The following is a 17,139-nucleotide window of genomic DNA, read 5'->3' as shown; positions in this document are numbered from 1 at the left end:
CTACGGACCCTCGCGTCACCTCCGCCCGAACAGCTTCTCCACGTCGCTCAGCTTCAGCTCGACATAGGTCGGCCGGCCGTGATTGCACTGGCCGGAGTTCGGCGTCTCCTCCATCTCGCGGAGCAGGGCGTTCATCTCCTCGGGCCGCAGCCTGCGGCCGGCGCGCACCGAGCCGTGGCAGGCCATGGTGGCGGCGACGTGCATCAGGCGGCGCTCGAGCGGCAGCGCTTCGTCCCATTCGGCCATATGCTCGGAGAGGTCGCGCAAGAGCCCGCCCGCATTGGTCTTGCCGAGCAGCGACGGCGTCTCGCGCACGGCGACCGCGCCCGGGCCAAAGGATTCGATCGCAAGCCCGAACGAGGCCAGCTCGTCGCTGCGCTCGAGCAGTCGCTCCACCGTGGCCTCGTCCATCTCGACGATCTCGGGGATCAAGAGGATCTGCCGCTGCACGCCGTTGGCGGCGAGCGAGGCCTTCAGCCGCTCATAGACGATGCGCTCATGCGCGGCATGCTGATCGACGATGATCAAGCCGTCGCGGGTCTGCGAGACGATGTAGGTCTCGTGGATCTGCGTGCGCGCCGCGCCGAGCGGGCGGTCGACGAGGTCGCTGACGGGCTGCGTCTCGAACCGCACGTCTGCACTGGGCGCGCCGACATCGAACGCCGCCTGGGCGCGCTCCGTGAAGGCGGGCGCGGCCGCGCCATCGAATGACGGCATCGGTGCGACCGGCGCGGACGGCGAGGCCCGCCAGTCCCAGCTCGCCGGGCGCGGCGTGAAGGCGGGCCGGAACGAGGACAATGCGCTCTCGCCGCTGTTGGCGGCGGTGCGGCGGCCCTCGCGCGCGAGAGCCTCCTTCAATCCATGGACGATCAGCGCGCGCACGAGGCCTGCGTTGCGGAAGCGGACCTCGGTCTTGGCCGGATGCACGTTGGCGTCGACCTCGCGCGGATCGAGCGTAACGAACAGCGCCAGCACGGGATGGCGGTCGCGCGGCAGGTAGTCGGAATAGGCCGCGCGCACGGCCCCTAAGATCAGCTTGTCGCGCACCGGGCGGCCGTTGACGAAGAGATATTGTCCGAGCGCGTTGGCTTTGGTCAGCGCGGGGGCTGCGGCATAGCCGGAAACGACGATGCCCTCGCGTTCGGCATGGACCTCGATGGCATGGCTGCGAAACTCCCCGCCGAGGATGTCGCCGAGCCGTGTCAGCCGTCCGGCGGCGCCGGGTAGCGCCGCGGCCCAGGTCACCGGCGCGCGCTCCTCGCCCGCCAGCGTAAAGGCGACGTCCGGCCGCGCCATTGCGAGCCGCCGCACCACCTCGCGGATCGCCTCGGCCTCGGTGCGGTCGGTCTTCAAGAACTTCAACCGCGCCGGCGTCGCGTAGAAGAGGTCGTTGACCTCGACGCGCGTGCCGTGGGCCAGCGCCGCCGGCATGATCCCGGACTTCTCGCCGCCCTCGACTGACAGCGCCCAGGCATGCGGCTCGCCGGCATGGCGCGTGGTGATCGACAGACGCGCCACCGAGCCGATCGAGGGCAGGGCCTCGCCGCGGAACCCGAGCGTGCGGATCTGGAGCAGGTCCTCGTCGTCGAGCTTGGAGGTGGCGTGGCGCTCCACCGCGAGCGCGAGGTCCTTCGCCGTCATCCCGCTGCCGTCGTCGGTGATGCCGATCCGCCGCCGGCCGCCGCCGTCGGTGAAGACGTCGATCCGGCTCGCGCCGGCATCGATCGCGTTCTCGACCAGTTCCTTGACCACGCTCGCGGGCCGTTCGACCACCTCGCCGGCGGCGATGCGGTTGACGACTTGCTCTGGCAATTGGCGGACGGGCATGGGCTCGGGTCTTGGATTCGCGAACGGCGTTATCTTAAGCCGTGTTGCGTCAAAAGCATGTGTTGAGCAACAGGAACGTGGCGGGCTGGGGAAGAGGGATATCTATCACATTGAAGACATTGGACGTTCGAGAAAATCGCGCAGGCGGGACGGACCGATCTCCGGCTGCAGTCCTGATTGTGGGGTGCCGGGCCGCGGTGTAGCATCGTGAAAAAATGGCAACAGGACGGGAGGACGCCATGTGCCATCTCTTCGCGCACCAGCCCCAACGCGACTACGAATCCCAGACCCGCTCCTTGCGGATCGATGGCCACTGCACCTCGATCCGGCTGGAAATGGCGTTCTGGGACACGTTGGAGGAGATCGCGGCCAGGGAGAACATGAGCCTCGGGAAGTTCCTGACCACGCTCTACAACGAGGTGCTCGACCATCACGGCGAGGTCAACAATTTCGCCTCGCTGCTGCGCTGCTCATGTTTGATCTACCGGTCGAGGAACATGGCGACGGTGCAGGAGTTCAAGGCCACGGTGGCGCCGATCCTCGACGCGGCCGAATAGCTGTCCCAACAAAAGTGCGTAGCCCGGATGGAGCGCAGCGCAATCCGGGTTCTGGTCATCCGTCCGCGCCCCGGATTATGCTTCGCTCCATCCGGGCTACGAGATTCCATCCGGGCTTCGCAACTGCCTCCACATCATCATTGCGAGGAGCGCTTGCGACGAAGCAATCCAGAATCTTTCGGCGTCGGCAGTCTGGACTGCTTCGCTCCGCTCGCAATGACGGGGGAGAGAGCGGTTGCCTATCTGACCTCAGATCTCCTTCTTCTGCATCGCACCCGCGATGTAGTCCGCCTGCCGGATCGCGAGCGCAACGATGGTCAGGGTCGGATTGCAGGCTGCGCCGCTGGTGAATTGGCTGCCGTCGGAGACGAACAGGTTCTTGACGTCGTGGCTCTGCCCGAACTTGTTGACCACGCCGTCCCGCGGCTTCTCGCTCATCCGGTTGGTCCCGAGATTGTGCGTGCTCGGATAGGGCGGCGTGGGATAGGTCACGGTGGCGCCGACGGCGTCGTAGACCGCGGCGCCCTGCTTGTAGGCGTGTGCGCGCATCGCGACGTCGTTGGGATGGTCGTCGAAATGCACGCTCGCGACCGGCTGGCCGAACTTGTCCTTCACGACCGGGTCGAGCGTGATGCGGTTGGTCTCCTGCGGCATGTCCTCGCCGACCAGCCACATGCCGGCCATCCGCGGATAGCCGTCGAGCGCTGACGTGAACGGACGGCCCCAGGCGCCGGGATTAAGGAAGGCCGCCATGAACGGCAGGCCGATCGACAGCGTCTCCATCTCATAGCCGCCGACGAAGCCGCGTTTCGGATTGTTGGCGGCCTCGTCGCGAATGATGCCGGCCATGGTGGTGCCGCGATACATGTGCACCGACTTTTCGAACACGGCGTAGACGCTGCCGGTCATGTGCCGCATGTAGTTGCGGCCGACCTGTCCCGACGAATTGGCGAGGCCATCCGGGAACATGGTCGAGGCGCTGTTGAGCAGCAGCCGCGGGCTCTCGATCGAATTGCCGGCGACCGCGACGATGCGCGCCTTCTGGCGTTGCATTGCGCCTGCCTCGTCGGCGTAGACGACACCGGTGACCTTGCCGCCGGCGTCATGCTCGATCTTGACCGCCATGCTGCTCGGCCGCACCTCGAGATTGCCGGTGGCCTCGCCCTTGGGGATCTCGGTGTAGAGCGTCGACCATTTCGCGCCGGACTTGCAGCCCTGGAAGCAGAAGCCGATCTGCTGGCAGGAGCCGCGGCCATCGCGCGGCTGGCTGTTGATCGCCATGTTGCCGGTGTGCACGGTCTTGTAGCCGAGCTTCTTCGCGCCGGCCTCCAACACCTTGAAGTTATTGTTGCCGGGAAGTCCGGGAATGCCGTTGGTGCGGGTTACGCCCATCTTGTTCTCGGCCTTGGCGTACCACGGCTCCATCTCCGCCAGCGTCACCGGCCAGTCGAGCAAATTGGCGCCGGGAATATTGCCGTAGGCGCTCTTCACCCTGAACTCGTGCTCGTCAAAGCGCAGCGAGGCGCCGGCCCAATGCACGGTCGAGCCGCCGACCGCCTTGACGATCCAGGCGGGAAGACCCGAGAAGTCCTTGGCCACGCGCCACGTTCCCGATGTGGTGCGGGCGTCAGTCCAGGCCAGCTGCGAAAAACTCTCCCACTCGTCGTTGATGAAGTCCTGGTTCTCGATGCGGGGGCCGGCCTCGAGAATGACGACCTTGACGCCCTTCTGCGCGAGCTCGTTGCCCAGCGTGCCGCCGCCGGCACCGGAGCCGACGATCACCACAACGCTGGAGTCGTTCAGATCGAATTTTGCCATATGCGTTCTCCTGAACCGTTGCGTGGCGATTTAAGCCTTCGGCAGCCAATCGATGTCGGCGAAGCCGCGGTTGATGTAGCCGCCGTGCTCGGCGGAGGAGCCCTCGTAGCCGAACCGCGGCCAGACCTCTTTCTGGTTGTAGAGCGAGACGATGAGGTCGCCGCGCACCTTCTGGAAGAAGTCGCTCTGCTCGATCTCCTTCAGCAGCACCACGCGGTCGGCTTCCCAGGGGACTTCGGCGTAAGCCACCTTGTGGCGATCCCGCGCGTTCTGATCGAGCCGCGCGATGCCGTCGCTGATCAGCGACTTGACGGCAGGGTCCTTGGCCGCCTTGCCGTCCCATGGCTTGATCGCGGTGATGTAGTAGCTGTCGCCGAGAATATCGTGCGGATAGATGTCGCGCGCGACCTTCAGCAACGTCTTCATCGTCGCCGGGGACAACGCGCTGGAATCATCGGCCCATGCGTCCTCGATGCTGACGGCGACGCTGGTCGCGACAGCGACGACCGGCACGGCGGTCGCCGCGCCCTTGAGAAAGACGCGGCGGCTGTGCTTGCTTCGACGATCGACTTCTCTCATGGCATTCCTCCGTATTTTTGTGATTTGGATCTTTGTGAGTTGATCAGTTGAAACGTCCGCCCCGCTGGATCACCTCGATCTTGTAGCCATCGGGATCACTGACGAAGAAGAAGCGCGCCAGCGTCCTGCCGTCGTGCTTGAAGTCGCGCAAGGGGCCCGGTGCGAGCTTCTCGCGCTCGAAGCGGGCATGCTCGGCATCGAGATCGTCGACTACCACGGCGAGATGGCCGTAGCCGTCGCCGAGCGCGTACGGCTCCTTGCGATCGAAATTCACCGTCAGCTCCACCTCGAAAGGTGAGGAGGGGTGACGCAGATAGATCAGGGCGAAGTCCGAGAACTTCAGGTGATCGGTGACTTCGAGGCCGAAGGCGCGCTGGTAGAAGTCGAGCGAGCGCGCCTCATTCAGCACGCGGATCATGGAATGGACGGGCTTGGCCATTCAGTTCAGCTCCTTGAGGTAGGTGATGATGGCGGCGCGCGTCTCCGGCTTACCCTGCCGGTAGGCCATGACCACGCCGGGAATGACGGCTTGCGGATTGGTCAGCCACGCATCGAGCCGGGTCTCGTCCCAGGCGAAGTCGGCTTTGGCGAGGCCGTCCGAATAGCGGAAGCCGTCGACCTTGCCGGCGGTCCGGCCCACGATCTTGACCAGCGGCGGACCTTGCCGCAACGGTTCCGACAGGCTCAAAGTGTGACACACCGCGCATTGCTGCTTGAACAGTGTCGCGCCGTCCGGCGGCTTTGCGGCCGGCAAGGGCATCTGCGCGTCGGCAACCCGCACCACCAGCACTACTGCGGTGCACAATCCCAGCACGACTGCGCGCATTGCCAAGAGCTCGCCCATCCACGTAAAGTTCAGCGTGCGCAAACTCTAGGCGCCGCCAAACATGCGGTGGTAGTAGCGGGCTGTTTCGCTGCAAGCGGAGATGCTCGCGGGGAGCGTGTTCCGCGCTGCCGCATATGCGGAGCACAATTCCGCGAAACCGCCTCGAAATCCCTAAACGATGACCACACGAGGCGGATTGCATCGCGCTCGCGCCGCTCGAACTCTCTATGCGATGAACCGGTCCGGTGCAGGCGGGCGGCGCAGGACGCAGCCGACCCGTTCATCGCGAAAAATCCAGGAGAAATGGATGAAGTTGGTGAAGACTTCTGCAATCGCATGCGCTCTTGCGGCCCTCATTGCGACGCCCGTTTTCGCGCAAGGCACGTCATCTGGCATCAAGCCTGGCGGCACCATGCAAAGCAAACCCATGCAGGGGGGCGCGTCAGTCGGCGAAGATGAGGATCTCGCTACGCAGCCGGGAGCTGCGGGTGAGAAGACGGGCATGAAGTCGACCAAGGGGACGAAGGGCACGGTCGGCACAACGGGAAGCGCGGCGCACAAGGGGACGGTCGACGATTCCGCTTCGGGCAGCCCCGCCACCGGCAAGCGTTACTGACGCCGGAACGTGAACCTGCAAACCTCCGGCCGCTCGGCGGCCGGAGGTCTTTGCCCATTCAATCGTCGAAACTCCGGCCGCGTCCGGCCTTGACGTCGCTGCGACGCTTCTTGCCTTCGAGCCGGCGCTGCTTGGAGCCAAAGGTCGGCCGTGTCGCGCGCCGTGGCTTCGGCCGTATCATCGCCTCGCTCAGGATCTCGACGAGCCGGTCGATCGCGTCCTGGCGGTTGCGTTCCTGGGTGCGGAAGCGCTGGGCGTGGATCACGATCACGCCGTCCTTGGTCATGCGCTGGCCGGCGATGCGGGCGAGCCGGATCGTTGCATCCTCCGGCAGGGTCAGCTTGCGCGTGTCAAAGCGCAGCTGGGCCGAGGTCGCGACCTTGTTGACATTCTGCCCGCCAGGGCCGGAGGCGCGGACGAAGCCGATCTCGATGTCGTCCTCGTCGATGACGAGATCGCGGGATATCCGCAGCATGATGGCACCATTCGTGATGTCCGGACATATCCCGGACGTTCACGTTCGGCAATGGCGCTCATACGAAACGCAAATGGCCGGGCGAGCCCGGCCATTTCAGGACACGTAAGGGAAGTCAGTTCGACTTGGGCGCCGCTGCCGCCGGCTGGGCGGCGGCCTGCGGGGCGCGGCCGACGACGACGGTCAGGAGGCCCTGGCCCCAGAGGCGCTTGGCGGCCGCCTTGGCGTCATCCAGCGTCACCGCGTCGACGATGGCGTTGCGCTTCTCGATATAGTCGATCGGCAGCTTGTCCTGCTGGTATTGCAGCAGCGCCTGCGCGAGCTTGGAGGACGTATCCAGCGCCAGCATCTGCGAGCCCTTGAGGTAGGACTTGGCCTCGTCCAGCTCCTTCTGCGTCGGGCCCTCCTCGGCGATGCGGCGCACCTCCTTCTCGATGGCGTCGATGGTGTCGCCGGCACGGTCGGCGCGGGTGCCGGTATTGCCGATGAAGACCGCCGAATGCTCCATCCAGAGCAAGGATTCGAACACCGAATAGGCGAGCCCGCGCTTCTCGCGAACCTCGCGATAGAGCCGCGAGGACAGTCCGCCGCCGCCGAGGATGTGGTTGACGACATAGGCCGCCATGAAGGTCGGGTCGCTGCGCTTCACGCCGGGGCCGCCGAAGGTGATGACAGTCTGCGGCACGTCGAGCGGCACGAAGGCGCGCTGCGGCGGCTTGGCTGCCTCGACGTCGAGCACCGGCACGAGATTGGCCTTGGCGGGCAGGCTGCCGAAGGTGTGGTCGAGCAGCTTGCCGAGAGTGGCCGGATCGACGTCGCCGACCACCGCGACTTTCAGCCCGTCCTTGGCGAGCACGCGGCCGACATAGTCCTTCATGTCGGCAACCGTGACGGTCGGCACGCTGTCCAGCGTGCCGTTGGTCTGCCGGCCGTAGGGATGATCGCCGAAGGCGACCTCCAGGAATTTGCGGCTCGCGAGCGACGTCGGGTTGGTGGTCTCGCGGCGCAGGCCCGAGATCACCTGCGAGCGGATGCGCTCGACGTCGGCGGTGTCGAAATGCGGCGAGGTCAATGCCATCCTGAGCAGGTCGAAGGCTTCGTCCTTGTTGTCGCGCAGCATGCGCAGGCTGCCGCGGAAGGTGTCGCGGGTGGCGCTGAAGGAAAGCTCGATGGCGCGGCGATCGAGCCGCTCGTGGAAGGTCTTGGAGTCGAGATCGCCGGAGCCTTCGTCGAGGAGATCGCCGACGAGATTGGCGACGCCCGACTTGTCCTTGGGGTCCTGGGCCGAGCCGCCGGCAAAGGAATATTCCATGGCGATCAGCGGCACGGTGGCGTCCTGCACGAACCAGGCCTCGATGCCGCCGGGCGAGACCAGGCGCTGGATCTTTGCAGCGGCCTGCGACGGCTGGACCGCGGCGAGCGCAAGCGCAGCGCCGGTGATGAAGGCCAACGCGAAACGACGCGTGCGAAGGAAGGGATAGGTCACGAACGCTTCTCCTCGCGCTTGGTGGGGGTGGTGTCCTTGATCAGATAGCCCGTCACCGAACGCTTCTTCTCGAGCCATTTCTGCGCAACAGCGCGAACCTGGTCGGCGGTGACCGCGCGAATGCGGTCGGGCCAGCTCCTGATGTCCTCGATCGACAGGCCTGTGGTCAGCGCGCCGCCATACCAGCGCGCCAGCACGGCCTGATTGTCCTGGGCGTAGATCGCTTCCGCGATGAGCTGGGTCTTCACGCGCTCGAGGTCTTCGGCGCGGATCGGGTTCTGCGCGATGTCGGCGATGACGCCGTCGATCACCTGCTCGACTTCGGCGAAGCCGACGCCCGGTTTCGGCGCGGCCGAGATCGCGAATTGGGTCGGGTCGAGCGAGACGCTCGAATAGCTGGCGCTGGCGGAGACCGCGAGCGGCTTGTCGACGACGAGCGCGCGGTAGAGATAGGAATTGCTGCCGCTGCCCATCAGCTGGGCCATCACGTCGAGGGCCGCACTCTCGCCGGCCGCGGCCGTCGTGGCGGAGGGCACGACATAATAGCGACGCAGGCTCGGTTGCTCGACGCGCGGGTCGGACAGCGTGACGGTGCGCGGCGCCGCCGGGTCCGGCTCCTGCGGACGGACGCGGCGTGCCGGGATCGCGGGCTGGGCCGGGATGGAGGCGAAATTGCGCTCGACCAGCGGGCGGATGTCGGCGGCCTCGACGTCGCCGGCGATCACCAGGATCGCGTTGTTCGGCGCGTAGAAGCGACGATAGAAGGCGAGGGCATCCTCGCGGTCGAGCTTCTCGATCTCCTGGTGCCAGCCGATCACCGGCCGGCCGTAGGGATGGTTGAGATAGAGCGCGGCCATGATCTGCTCGTTGAGCCGCGCGTCCGGATTGTTGGCGACGCGCATGTTGTACTCTTCGAGCACGACGTCGCGCTCGGGCAGCACGTTCTCGTCCTTGAGGATCAGGCCGGTCATGCGATCGGCCTCGAACTCCATCATGGTCGGCAACTGCTCGCGCGGCACGCGCTGGTAGTAGTTGGTGTAGTCGACCGAGGTCGAGGCGTTCTCGTTGCCGCCGACACGGAGCACGGTCTGCGAGAATTCGCCGACCGGATGCTTCTCGGTGCCCTTGAACATCAGGTGCTCGAGGAAGTGCGCGAGCCCGGACTTGCCCGGCGTCTCGTCGGCCGAGCCGACCTTGTACCAGATCATCTCCGTGACCACGGGCGTGCGGTGGTCCGGGATCACCACGACCTGGAGGCCGTTGCTGAGCGTGAAGCTGGCGGGCGGGGCCGATGTCACCGTGGTCTGGGCGAGGGCGGCGTTGGCTGTCAGGACACTCGTCGAAAGCAGCGCGGTAAAAAGGCAGGCAACCGATCGGTTTGCGGACATCATGATCCCTGGTGAAAGGCCGAGCCCGGATGTCCGGCTCGGAGGCACGGCATGCTACACCGTGCGGCTGAGGCTTCGCGTCACGAAGCAGAGAACTCAACGCGTAGGCAAGTTACTGATAAGCAATTTAAGGGCCGCGTCCGGCGCGCATGAGCCGCCGGCGCCAGGTTCGCTACCGTCAGGACGTCGCGGCGGGCGAGGGGGCTATTGCTCCTTGTCCTTGCCCGACATGATGTCGAAATAGGTCCGCCGCGACTTGTCCGGACCGGCGCCATAGGCGTAGTTCGGCGACGGCGTCTGATAGCCCGGCGGGGGCTCGACCAGCGACTGGCGCGGGGGTTCGCTCGTGAATTGCTTTTCCTCGGAGCTGTTGCCGCCCTTCATCATGTTCCACAGGCCACCGGAGAAACCGAGCTGGGCGGGACTGAGCGACGGGTTGCCGTTGGTGCCCGGCTGAATCGGATCGTTGCTGGTGCGCTCCGGGGCAGCTGCCGTGCCGGCTCTCATCTCGGCGGGCGTCAGCGGCTGGGCCGCCTGCCAGTTCTCCGTCGCCTTGACGGCCTTTTTCCTCTGAGCGATGGCCTCCTTGCGGCGCTTCTCGTCGGGGTCCTTCGGCCAGTTCGGCGCGTTCTTGGCTTCGGTGCCGGCGGGCGGCGGCAGGTCGAGCTTGGGCGGCACCACCAGCGGCGATCGCTCGCGGTACTCGATACCTTTCTTCTCCATGCTCTTGGCGCCGATACCGGACATCAGATTGTCGATGAGCTTCTCTTCGAAGGTCATGTCGTCATCATCGTCGCCGTCGTCACCGGCACGGACCGGGCCTGCCGACATGACGAGACCGATGCCGAGCGCGACAGCGGACAATTTCAATGCCCGCATGAACCCCCATTTGGGGTCTCGAACCATCGAACCGCTGGTCTTCGAGCTGCGCATCACTGTACCTGTTCCATATTGTGGCAGATTGCCGCTCGCACGCGGCCAACCCTCGCAAAAGGCCGGGTTCCACCTGCCGGTCCGTATCGGCCGGGATCAGGGCGCTTTTGCGGCGGGTACCCCCAGGAAGGAATCATACAATAGCCCCGCCACCCCAGCAACGATGGCTACGTCCGCGAGGTTAAACACGTACCAATTATAGGTATTTCCGCCGATATCGAGATGAAACAGGGCAAAATCGACCACCGCGCCATAGGCCAGGCGGTCGATGCCGTTGCCGATGGCGCCCCCGATGATCAGCCCGAGCGCGACGGTCGCAAGCAGGGTGTGGGAGCGGGCCATCCAGATCGCCAGCGCGACCACCGCGATGGCCTTGACCGCCATCAGCGCGAGCTGCGCCGCCTGGCTGTCGTTCTGGAGCCAGCCGAAGCTGATGCCGATGTTCCAGGCCAGCACCAGGTCGAAGAACGGCGTCACCCGCACCGCGCCGCGATGGGCGAGGTCGAACCCATTCAGTAGCCAGAGCTTCGAGGCCTGGTCGAGGATGACCGTGGCGATGGCCGAGAGGATGCCGGCACGGAGGGGGGTCATCGTGCGTGACCCAACGCCGCCGCGGCATACTCCGCCGTCGTCCTGGCGAATGCCAGGACCCATAACCCCAGGCGGTAATCGTTTGAAAGACTCGGGGTCATCGATCTCTGTTCACCTTTGACGGCGGTGGTGATGGGCCCTGGCTTTCGCCGGGACGACTATCAGACCCCCACCCCCAGCGCCTTCCATTCGCGCAGCGCCTGGGCGTCGCGCGGGGTGACGTCGGGATACTCAGGGTCTTCGCCGACCGTCTGCGAGATCTTCCAGGAGCGGGCGCATTTGGTGCCGACCGCCTTCTCGACCATGACGGCAACGCCTGGCACCGCATCGAGACGGAACGCCGAAGCCGGCGCCTCGCCCTCGCGCACCTCGTAGTTCGAGGTGATGCAGACCTCGGCGAGGTCGGTGTCGAACAGCGTCGCCAGCATGTCGCGGTCGGCGACATAGATCACGGGCGATGCCTCCAGCGACGAGCCGATGTTCTTGGCGGCGCGTTCGAGCTCGAGCGCGCCGGTGACGACGCGGCGGACGTTGCGGATCGTCTCCCACTTCCCGGCGAGCTTGTCGTCGCGGAGCTTTTCGATGTCCGCCGGGAACAGGGTCAAATGGACCGAGGGCTCCGCGTTGGGGCGGAACATCCGCCAGGCTTCGTCGGTCGTGAAGCTCAGGATCGGCGCGAGCCATTTCAGGATGGCGTCGCACAACAGGTCGATCGTGGTAAGCGCGGCCTTGCGCGCCGGCGAGGACGGCGGATCGCAATAGAGCGTGTCCTTGCGGATATCGAAATAGAACGCCGACAGCTCCGAGTTCATGAAGGCCGCGAGGCTTGCGACCACGGTCTTGTAGTCGAAGGCGGCATAGGCTTTGCGAACGGTCTCGGCATGGCCGGCCAGTTCGTGCAGCATCAGCCGCTCGAGCTCGGGCATCTCGGCATAGGCGACCTTCTCGCTCGGCTTGAAGTGATGCAGCGTTCCAAGCATCCAGCGGATCGAGTTGCGCAGCTTGCGATAGGTCTCGATGGTGTTCTTCAGGATCTCGGGGCCGATGCGCTGGTCGTCGGCATAGTCGGTCGCGCAGACCCACAGGCGCAGAATGTCCGCGCCCGAATCCTTGATCACCTTCTGCGGCTCGACCGTGTTGCCGAGCGACTTCGACATCTTGCGGCCGTTCTCGTCGAGCGTGAAGCCGTGGGTCAGCACGATGTCGTAGGGCGCGCGACCGCGCGTGCCGGCGCTTTCCAGCAGCGAGGAATGAAACCAGCCGCGATGCTGGTCGCTGCCTTCGAGATACATCACGGTGTCGCTGCCGCCGTCGACCTTGCGGACGATGTTGCCGAGCTGCGGGAAGTTCTGGCGATCCTCGAGCACGAAGGCATGCGTGGAGCCGGAATCGAACCAGACGTCGCAGATGTCGTCGACCTTCTTCCAGTCTTCGCTCGCGCGGGAGCCGAGAAAGCGCTCGCGGGCGCCGTCCATGTACCAGGCGTCGGCGCCTTCCTCCATGAAGGCCTCGGCGATGCGCTGGTTGACGATCTCGTCCTGCAGGATCTCGGCAGAGCCGTCGCTCTTCTCGCGCACGAACACGGCGATCGGCACGCCCCAGGCGCGCTGGCGCGAGATCACCCAGTCCGGACGGTTGGCGATCATGCCGTTGATGCGGTTCTCGCCCGACGGCGGCACCCATTGTGTGACCGAGATCGCGTGCAGCGCGCGGGCGCGCAGCGTGTCGCCCTTCTTCGCATGGCCGTTCGCGCTGATGTCCTTGTCCATCGCGATGAACCATTGCGGCGTGTTGCGGAAGATCACCGGCTTCTTCGAGCGCCAGGAATGCGGATATTGGTGCTTGAGGCGGCCGCGGGCCAGCAGCTTGCCGGCGTCGATCAGCGCCTTGATCACGGCCTCGTTGGCATCGCCCTTCTCGCCCTTGTCGTTGATGACGCGTTTGCCGACAAAACCCGGCGCGTGGTCGGTGAAGGCGCCGTTCTCATCGACGGTGTAGGGGATCGTGGTGTTGATGCCGCGCGCTTCCAACTCGCGCGCATTCGCCATCCAGACGTCAAAGTCCTCGCGGCCGTGGCCGGGCGCGGTGTGCACGAAGCCGGTGCCGGTATCGTCGGTGACGTGATCGCCCGGCAGCAGCGGCACCGTGAATTCGTAGCCGCCGCTAAAACCCTTCAGCGGATGTGCGCATTCCACCGCGTCGAGCGTGTCCGCCGGCAACTCGCGCACCTTCTCATAGGTCGTGACGCGGGCCTGCTTGAACACTTCTGCGGCCAGCGCATCGGCCAGGATCAGGAGATCACCGGTCTTCGCCCAATTGTCCGCAGGCGCATCCGTCACCTTGTAGAGGCCGTAGGCGATCTTCGGTGAGAACGAGATGGCGCGGTTGCCGGGCAGCGTCCACGGCGTGGTGGTCCAGATCACGACGCTGGCGGAGGCGAGCGCGCCGTGCGCTGGCGAGGCGACCGGGAATTTCACCCAGACCATGTCGGAGGTGTAGTCCTCGTACTCGACCTCGGCTTCCGCAAGCGCGGTCTTCTCGACCACGCTCCACATCACCGGCTTGGAGCCGCGATACAGCGTGCCGTTGGCGGCGAACTTCATCAACTCGCGTGCGATCTGCGCTTCGGCTGGATAGCTCATCGTCTGATAGGGATGATCCCAGTCGCCGATGATGCCGAGCCGCTTGAACTCCTCGCGCTGCACGTTGATCCAGTGCGTCGCATAGGCGCGGCATTCTTTCCGGAACGCCACCATCGCGGCGCTGTTGCGGAAGTCGGGCTTCTGCTTGCCCTTCTTGCGGTAGTTCTCCTCCTCGATCTTCCATTCGATCGGCAGGCCGTGGCAGTCCCAGCCGGGCACGTAGTTGGAGTCGAAGCCGAGCATCTGCTGGCTCTTGGTCACGACGTCCTTGAGGATCTTGTTCAGCGCGTGCCCGATATGGATGTTGCCGTTGGCGTAGGGCGGGCCGTCATGCAGCACGAATTTGGCCCGGCCCTCCGCGCCCTTGCGCAACTTGCCGTAGAGGTCGATGTCGTGCCAGCGCTTGAGGATCTCCGGCTCGCGTTGCGGCAGGCCGGCGCGCATCGGGAATTCGGTCTGCGGCAGGAACAGGGTTTTCGAATAGTCCTTGGCGTCGGATTTTTGGGCGTCGGACTTTTGCGGCTTTTCGGACATGAGGCTGACTGGCTCGGAAGGGCGCGGGAACGGACGGCGATGCGGAATCGCGGGGTGAAACGACAAAATCCCGGTCTTGCGCCGAGCCGGAGGCTCAGGCGGAAGCCGGGCCGCTAATCCCTATGATGCGCCGCGCAAACATGGGCACTCCATAGCAGGGGGCTAAGGGAAGCGCAAAGGTCCGGCGGGCCGGCTTTCGGTCTCAATCGATGATTCCAAGCCGTGGAAACGCGTCCGGGGCGGCGGCCAGCATGGTGCGGGCGCGGGCGGAATCGTCGTCCATCTGGCGGATCAGGGCCTCGATGCTGTCGAATTTCAGCTCCTCGCGGATGAAGCCGATGAAGGCGCAGTCGAGCGCCTGCCCGTAGAGGTCGCCCTTGAAGTCGAACAGGAAGATTTCCAGCAGCGGCGCGCCATTGTCGAAGGTCGGGCGGCGGCCGAAGCTGGCCACCCCGTTCAGGCGCTCGGTCCCGCGACCGACCCGCACCGCATAGATGCCGTGCTTGAGGCCGCAATTGGCGTCCAGGCGGATATTGGCGGTGGGGTAGCCGAGGTCGCGGCCGCGCTTTTCGCCATGGATCACCTCGCCGGTGATGAACCAGGGGGCGCCGAGCATGGTGGTGGCCTCGTCGAGCTGCCCTTCGGCAAGTGCTATCCGGATGGCGCTGGAGGAAACCGGCCGCTCGTCGAAATCGACATGCGGCTGGACGTCGACCTCGATGCCGAGCCGGGGCGCTTCATTGACCAGCAGGCTGGGCGAGCCGACCCGTCCCTTGCCGAAATGGAAGTCGTAGCCGACCGCGATCGCGCTGACGCCGAGACGCCCGATCAGGTCATGGTGAATGAAATCTTGCGCGCTGGTGCCGGCTCTCGCCTTGTCGAACGTCATGACCACGGCGCCGGAGAGCCCGGTCCCGGCCAGAAGCCGCAGCTTGGCCCGCTCGTCCGTCAGGCGGAATTGCGGGGTATTCGGGCTGAAAAACCGCCGTGGGTGCGGCTCGAAGGTCAACGCCAGCGCAGGGCGGCCATGCGTCCGGCCCATTTCCAGCGCCGCCGCGATCACGGCGCGGTGGCCGAGATGAACCCCGTCGAAATTGCCCATGGCGACCACGGCGCCCCGGGGGATCGCGGAATCCGGCGTGGTGTCGCGGATAACGGTAAAATGCGGGGCCATCAGGGGAAATTCTCGAGCCGGCGGGACCGGCCGGGACCGTGGCGTGACCCGCCCGGCGAAGTCAAGCGGGGGAGGCGGGGGCATTGAACGCCATTTCAATTCTTCGGGGGCGGCGGCAGTTAACGCGCTGTTTAACGCCTTGGTGCTAGTCCTTGAAACGTGGAACTGCACGGGCCTCCGGCCTGGCGGCTCCAATCGTAATATTCCTGGGTTTGCGTTGGGGGAGTCGAGATGGCGGTTGATTTGTCGATGCCGGTTCTGGTGGTGGATGACTACAGCACCATGATCCGTATCATCAGGAATCTGCTGAAGCAGCTTGGCTTCGAGAACATCGACGATGCCAGCGATGGTTCGGCGGCGCTGAACAAGATGCGCGGCAAGAAGTACGGCCTCGTGATCTCCGACTGGAACATGGAGCCGATGACGGGTTACGACCTGCTGCGCGAAGTGCGCGCGGATCCGAACCTCGCCACCACGCCTTTCATCATGATCACGGCGGAATCGAAGACCGAGAACGTGATCGCGGCCAAGAAGGCCGGCGTGAACAACTACATCGTCAAGCCGTTCAACGCGGCGACGCTGAAGACCAAGATCGAGGCGGTCTTCCCGGACATGGCGAGCGCGTAAGCGCGCCTGGGCTATCGGTTGAATTCGCAAGGCCCGGGCTCGTCCCGGGCCTTCTGCGTTGCGAGTGTCATTCCGGGGCGGTGCGCAGCACCGAACTATGGTGCGCGATTGCGCACCTGAGAATCTCGAGATCCCCCGATGCGCAATTGCGCATCTGAGGTCTGGTCCTTCGGACCATCCCGGGATGACGGCTATGCCGTCACCACTTCAATTCGCGCATCAGCGCCTTCGGCGGGTGGCCGAACAATTCCATCACGGATGCCGGGTCGAGCTGGTCGAGACCTTCGAACTCCTCGGCATGGATGCCGCGGGTGACGAACAGGCAGTCGATGCCGAATTCGCGCGCGCCGGTGAGGTCGGTGCGGACGGAATCGCCGATCGCCAGCACGCGTCTGCGGTCGATCTGATGGCCCTGGCGTTCGCCGGCCAGCGCCATCGCGCGCTCGTAGATCGGCCGGTGCGGCTTGCCGTAGAAGATCACCTCGCCGCCGAGCTCGCGATAGAGCTCGGCGATCGCGCCGGCGCAATAGATCAGCCGGTCGCCGCGTTCCACCACGATGTCCGGGTTGGCGCACACCAGAGTCAGCTTGCGCTCGCGCGCCTTCAGCATCATGCCGCGATAGTCTTCCGCCGTCTCGGTCTCGTCGTCATAGAGGCCGGTGCAGACGATGTAGTCGGCCTCTTCCAGCGGTGCGGTCACCGCATCGAGGCCGCGATAGATCGAGTTGTCGCGCTCGGGGCCCAGCCAGAACATCTTGCGGCCGGGATGCTCGGCGACGTAGAGCCGGGTCAGATCGCCCGACGAGACGATCGCGTCATAGGTCTCGTCGGCGACGCCGAGCTTGCGCAATTGCCGCTGCACGGAGTCGGCGGGGCGCGGTGCATTGGTGATCAGGATTACCGTACCGCCGCGGCTGCGATAGGTGTGCAGCGCTTCGCAGGCTTCGGGGAAAGATTCCAGGCCGTTGTGAACCACACCCCAGATGTCGCTGAGCACGACGTCCACATCGCCCACGAGCTCGCGCAGGCTTTCGGCGAAATGCAGCGTGGTCATGATGCGCACGGC

16 protein-coding genes are annotated in these 17,139 nt (G+C 65.4%); 3 read left to right on the top strand and 13 right to left on the bottom strand.

The window, feature by feature from the left end; genetic code table 11:
- Window positions 1-15: 15 nt before the first annotated feature.
- Window positions 16-1,827, bottom strand: coding sequence for a DNA mismatch repair endonuclease MutL (mutL, locus tag EI171_RS42785; RefSeq protein ID WP_161536728.1), 1,812 nt, complete (start codon window positions 1,825-1,827; stop codon window positions 16-18).
- A 239-nt stretch (window positions 1,828-2,066) separates the two neighbouring features.
- Here mutL and EI171_RS42780 point away from each other — a divergent pair, with 239 nt between their 5' ends.
- Window positions 2,067-2,384 (top strand): ribbon-helix-helix domain-containing protein, encoded by a 318-nt coding sequence (locus EI171_RS42780; RefSeq protein ID WP_011090224.1) that lies wholly within the window; start codon window positions 2,067-2,069, stop codon window positions 2,382-2,384.
- A gap of 249 nt (window positions 2,385-2,633) precedes the next feature.
- On the opposite strand, the gene EI171_RS42775 is transcribed toward EI171_RS42780, so the two are convergent.
- From EI171_RS42775 to EI171_RS42760, 4 genes are read right to left on the bottom strand one after another with little or no spacing between them, the layout of a single operon-like run.
- Window positions 2,634-4,202 carry a GMC family oxidoreductase gene (locus tag EI171_RS42775; protein ID WP_161536727.1) on the bottom strand — a complete coding sequence of 523 codons (1,569 nt, stop codon included), beginning with the start codon at window positions 4,200-4,202 and terminating at the stop codon, window positions 2,634-2,636.
- Between the two features lie 30 nt (window positions 4,203-4,232).
- A complete protein-coding gene (locus tag EI171_RS42770; protein WP_060910436.1) occupies window positions 4,233-4,781 on the bottom strand; it encodes a Twin-arginine translocation pathway signal in 549 nt (182 codons plus the stop codon).
- A 43-nt stretch (window positions 4,782-4,824) separates the two neighbouring features.
- On the bottom strand, window positions 4,825-5,220 hold the full coding sequence (locus EI171_RS42765; RefSeq protein ID WP_028174647.1) for a VOC family protein: 396 nt from the start codon (window positions 5,218-5,220) through the stop codon (window positions 4,825-4,827).
- On the bottom strand, window positions 5,221-5,607 hold the full coding sequence (locus EI171_RS42760) for a cytochrome c family protein (protein ID WP_028174648.1): 387 nt from the start codon (window positions 5,605-5,607) through the stop codon (window positions 5,221-5,223).
- A 307-nt stretch (window positions 5,608-5,914) separates the two neighbouring features.
- On the opposite strand from EI171_RS42760, the gene EI171_RS42755 reads away from it, so the two are divergent.
- Window positions 5,915-6,223 carry a hypothetical protein gene (locus EI171_RS42755; RefSeq protein WP_161536726.1) on the top strand — a complete coding sequence of 103 codons (309 nt, stop codon included), beginning with the start codon at window positions 5,915-5,917 and terminating at the stop codon, window positions 6,221-6,223.
- A 58-nt stretch (window positions 6,224-6,281) separates the two neighbouring features.
- On the opposite strand, the gene arfB is transcribed toward EI171_RS42755, so the two are convergent.
- From arfB to EI171_RS42720, 7 genes are all read right to left on the bottom strand, one after another.
- Window positions 6,282-6,698 (bottom strand): alternative ribosome rescue aminoacyl-tRNA hydrolase ArfB, encoded by a 417-nt coding sequence (arfB, locus tag EI171_RS42750; protein ID WP_011090218.1) that lies wholly within the window; start codon window positions 6,696-6,698, stop codon window positions 6,282-6,284.
- 115 nt (window positions 6,699-6,813) lie between these two features.
- A complete protein-coding gene (locus tag EI171_RS42745; RefSeq protein WP_161536725.1) occupies window positions 6,814-8,184 on the bottom strand; it encodes a pitrilysin family protein in 1,371 nt (456 codons plus the stop codon).
- Window positions 8,181-9,572, bottom strand: coding sequence for a pitrilysin family protein (locus EI171_RS42740; protein WP_161536724.1), 1,392 nt, complete (start codon window positions 9,570-9,572; stop codon window positions 8,181-8,183). Before EI171_RS42740 ends, EI171_RS42745 begins: the two co-directional genes overlap by 4 nt.
- Window positions 9,573-9,776: 204 nt before the next feature.
- Window positions 9,777-10,505 (bottom strand): hypothetical protein, encoded by a 729-nt coding sequence (locus EI171_RS42735; RefSeq protein ID WP_028174653.1) that lies wholly within the window; start codon window positions 10,503-10,505, stop codon window positions 9,777-9,779.
- Between the two features lie 96 nt (window positions 10,506-10,601).
- Window positions 10,602-11,096 (bottom strand): signal peptidase II, encoded by a 495-nt coding sequence (gene lspA, locus EI171_RS42730; RefSeq protein ID WP_060910439.1) that lies wholly within the window; start codon window positions 11,094-11,096, stop codon window positions 10,602-10,604.
- A gap of 161 nt (window positions 11,097-11,257) precedes the next feature.
- A complete protein-coding gene (gene ileS / locus EI171_RS42725) occupies window positions 11,258-14,272 on the bottom strand; it encodes an isoleucine--tRNA ligase (protein WP_161536723.1) in 3,015 nt (1,004 codons plus the stop codon).
- A 202-nt stretch (window positions 14,273-14,474) separates the two neighbouring features.
- Window positions 14,475-15,446: a bifunctional riboflavin kinase/FAD synthetase gene (locus tag EI171_RS42720; RefSeq protein WP_161536722.1), complete on the bottom strand. Its 972-nt coding sequence runs from the start codon at window positions 15,444-15,446 to the stop codon at window positions 14,475-14,477.
- A gap of 231 nt (window positions 15,447-15,677) precedes the next feature.
- On the opposite strand from EI171_RS42720, the gene EI171_RS42715 reads away from it, so the two are divergent.
- Entirely contained in the window at window positions 15,678-16,073 is a 396-nt protein-coding gene (locus EI171_RS42715; RefSeq protein WP_008567674.1) for a response regulator, read from the top strand.
- A 199-nt stretch (window positions 16,074-16,272) separates the two neighbouring features.
- On the opposite strand, the gene EI171_RS42710 is transcribed toward EI171_RS42715, so the two are convergent.
- Complete coding sequence (locus tag EI171_RS42710) at window positions 16,273-17,127, bottom strand: TIGR01459 family HAD-type hydrolase (RefSeq protein ID WP_028174657.1); 855 nt, start codon at window positions 17,125-17,127, stop codon at window positions 16,273-16,275.
- Window positions 17,128-17,139: the final 12 nt, after the last annotated feature.

It is taken from the genome of Bradyrhizobium sp. LCT2, assembly GCF_009931255.1.
Classification (GTDB): Bacteria; Pseudomonadota; Alphaproteobacteria; order Rhizobiales; family Xanthobacteraceae; genus Bradyrhizobium; species Bradyrhizobium diazoefficiens.
Note: the sequence above shows the minus strand (reverse complement) of the source record. Positions and strands in the feature narration are given on the sequence as shown.

Bases quoted from the DNA above. Each gene is read 5' to 3' on its own strand.
- mutL (WP_161536728.1), bottom strand. From the start codon at position 1,827: ATGCCCGTCCGCCAATTGCCAGAGCAAGTCGTCAACCGCATCGCCGCC.
- EI171_RS42780 (WP_011090224.1), top strand. From the start codon at position 2,067: ATGTGCCATCTCTTCGCGCACCAGCCCCAACGCGACTACGAATCCCAG.
- EI171_RS42775 (WP_161536727.1), bottom strand. From the start codon at position 4,202: ATGGCAAAATTCGATCTGAACGACTCCAGCGTTGTGGTGATCGTCGGC.
- EI171_RS42770 (WP_060910436.1), bottom strand. From the start codon at position 4,781: ATGAGAGAAGTCGATCGTCGAAGCAAGCACAGCCGCCGCGTCTTTCTC.
- EI171_RS42765 (WP_028174647.1), bottom strand. From the start codon at position 5,220: ATGGCCAAGCCCGTCCATTCCATGATCCGCGTGCTGAATGAGGCGCGC.
- EI171_RS42760 (WP_028174648.1), bottom strand. From the start codon at position 5,607: ATGCGCGCAGTCGTGCTGGGATTGTGCACCGCAGTAGTGCTGGTGGTG.
- EI171_RS42755 (WP_161536726.1), top strand. From the start codon at position 5,915: ATGAAGTTGGTGAAGACTTCTGCAATCGCATGCGCTCTTGCGGCCCTC.
- arfB (WP_011090218.1), bottom strand. From the start codon at position 6,698: ATGCTGCGGATATCCCGCGATCTCGTCATCGACGAGGACGACATCGAG.
- EI171_RS42740 (WP_161536724.1), bottom strand. From the start codon at position 9,572: ATGTCCGCAAACCGATCGGTTGCCTGCCTTTTTACCGCGCTGCTTTCG.
- EI171_RS42735 (WP_028174653.1), bottom strand. From the start codon at position 10,505: ATGCGCAGCTCGAAGACCAGCGGTTCGATGGTTCGAGACCCCAAATGG.
- lspA (WP_060910439.1), bottom strand. From the start codon at position 11,096: ATGACCCCCCTCCGTGCCGGCATCCTCTCGGCCATCGCCACGGTCATC.
- ileS (WP_161536723.1), bottom strand. From the start codon at position 14,272: ATGTCCGAAAAGCCGCAAAAGTCCGACGCCCAAAAATCCGACGCCAAG.
- EI171_RS42720 (WP_161536722.1), bottom strand. From the start codon at position 15,446: ATGGCCCCGCATTTTACCGTTATCCGCGACACCACGCCGGATTCCGCG.
- EI171_RS42715 (WP_008567674.1), top strand. From the start codon at position 15,678: ATGGCGGTTGATTTGTCGATGCCGGTTCTGGTGGTGGATGACTACAGC.
- EI171_RS42710 (WP_028174657.1), bottom strand. From the start codon at position 17,127: ATGACCACGCTGCATTTCGCCGAAAGCCTGCGCGAGCTCGTGGGCGAT.